The organism is Kocuria nitroreducens (assembly GCF_042879195.1).
Classification (GTDB): Bacteria; Actinomycetota; Actinomycetes; order Actinomycetales; family Micrococcaceae; genus Kocuria; species Kocuria nitroreducens.
This window is the reverse complement of record NZ_JBHZTC010000062.1, coordinates 1-1,660: the sequence shown is the minus strand read 5'-3', so window position 1 is coordinate 1,660 and position 1,660 is coordinate 1. Positions and strand designations below refer to the sequence as shown.

The window sequence follows — 1,660 nt, the reverse complement described above, 5'->3', positions numbered from 1 at the left end:
GAACGCCACAGGCACTCACCACCGCTGGAAGCTAGCCACCATGACTGGAAACCAGGCTGTAGGTCAGGTCACCTGATCTGGCTTGCCCGTAGGGCGGCCTGGAAGGATGTTGCTGTGCCCGCTCCCTATCCCCAAGAGTTCCGTGACGATGTCGTGCGCGTGGCCCGCAATCGCGAGGACGGCGTGACACTGGCGCAGATCGCCAAGGACTTCGGCATCCACGAGATGACGCTGTCGAAGTGGATGCGCCAGGCCGACGTCGAGGACGGTGAAAAGCCCGGCGTGACGAGAGCCGACTCCGCGGAGAACCGTGAGCTGAAGAAGCGGATCCGCCTACTCGAGCAGGAGAACGAGGTCCTGCGCCGGGCGGCGGCCTACCTGTCCCAGGCGAACCTGCCGGGAAAAGGATCTACCCGCTCGTGAAAGAGCTCGCCGCCGACGGGATCCCCGTCGCGGTGACGTGCCGGGTGCTCAAGCTCTCCCGCCAGCCCTACTACCGGTGGCTGGCGGACCCAGTCACCGACGCCGAGCTGGCCGAGGCGTACCGGGCGAACGCCCTGTTCGACGCCCATTCCGACGATCCCGAGTTCGGCTACCGCTTCCTGGTCGATGAAGCCAGAGAGGCTGGCGAGGTGATGTGTGAGCGCAGCGCGTGGCGGATCTGCCGGGACAACGGCTGGTGGTCGGCGTTCGGGAAGAAGCGCGCCAAGAACGGGAAGAAGCCCGGACCACCGGTCCACGACGACCTGGTGGAGCGGGACTTCACCGCCGGCGCGCCGAACGAGCTGTGGCTGACCGACGTCACCGAGCACAAGACCGCCGAAGGCAAGCTCTACATGTGCGCGATCAAGGACGTCTACTCCGGACGGATCGTCGGCTACTCCATCGACTCCTTCGATGAAGGCCCGCCTGGCCGTCCAAGCACTCCACAACGCGGTCGCGCGCCGCGGCGACGTGGCCGGCTGCATCGTCCACTCGGACCGCGGGTCGCAATTTCGATCCCGGAAGTTCGTCCATGCCCTGAACCGGCACGGCCTGGTCGGCTCGATGGGCAAGGTGGGTGCGGCCGGGGACAACGCCGCGATGGAGAGCTTCTTCGCCCTGCTCCAGAAGAACGTCCTCGACAGACGGGCTTGGACGACTCGGGACGAGCTGCGGCTCGCGATCGTCACCTGGACCGAACGGACCTACCACCGGCGCCGCAGACAAGCCCGTCTCGGACGGTTGACCCCCATCGAGTACGAGACCATGATGAACTCCGCCGTGACCCTCGCGGCATAAGACCCCACCTGTCACCTATCGGTGCGGCAGTCCCCTATGAGCATCCCGCAGGGGGAAGACCAGTTACATGGTCCTCCTGTTCTACTTGCCGACCCCGAGAATGGCCCGTCGCAACGGGTAGTGGTGGATCAGATCAGGGCGCCGAGGTGCCGGAGGCAGCCTCGTCCGTCGTGGTTTCGGCTGCTTGGTCGAGCAGGTCGCACAGGTCGAAGACGTACTCGGCGGAGTTCTCGAGGATCTGCACCGAGGTCACCGGCGGCAGCTCTTCTCCGTGCTCAGGCGCGTCGGCGAAGGTCACCGTCTCACTCAGCCTGGATCCGCCGATGTTGAGGGGCGCGGCGGGCGGGCCGTGACAGACGAATGCTCCTGTGACCAGTGA

At 66.0% G+C, this 1,660-nt stretch carries 1 protein-coding gene and 1 pseudogene; one reads left to right on the top strand and one right to left on the bottom strand.

Features of this window, described 5'->3' with window-relative positions; all coding sequences use genetic code 11:
• Positions 1-114: 114 nt before the first annotated feature.
• Positions 115-1,281 (top strand): annotated as a pseudogene (locus tag ACFYE1_RS17340) (IS3 family transposase).
• A gap of 133 nt (positions 1,282-1,414) precedes the next feature.
• Here ACFYE1_RS17340 and ACFYE1_RS17335 read toward each other — a convergent pair.
• Positions 1,415-1,660, bottom strand: a 246-nt coding sequence (locus tag ACFYE1_RS17335; RefSeq protein WP_387745756.1) for a hypothetical protein, incomplete at its 5' end; no start/stop codon positions are given.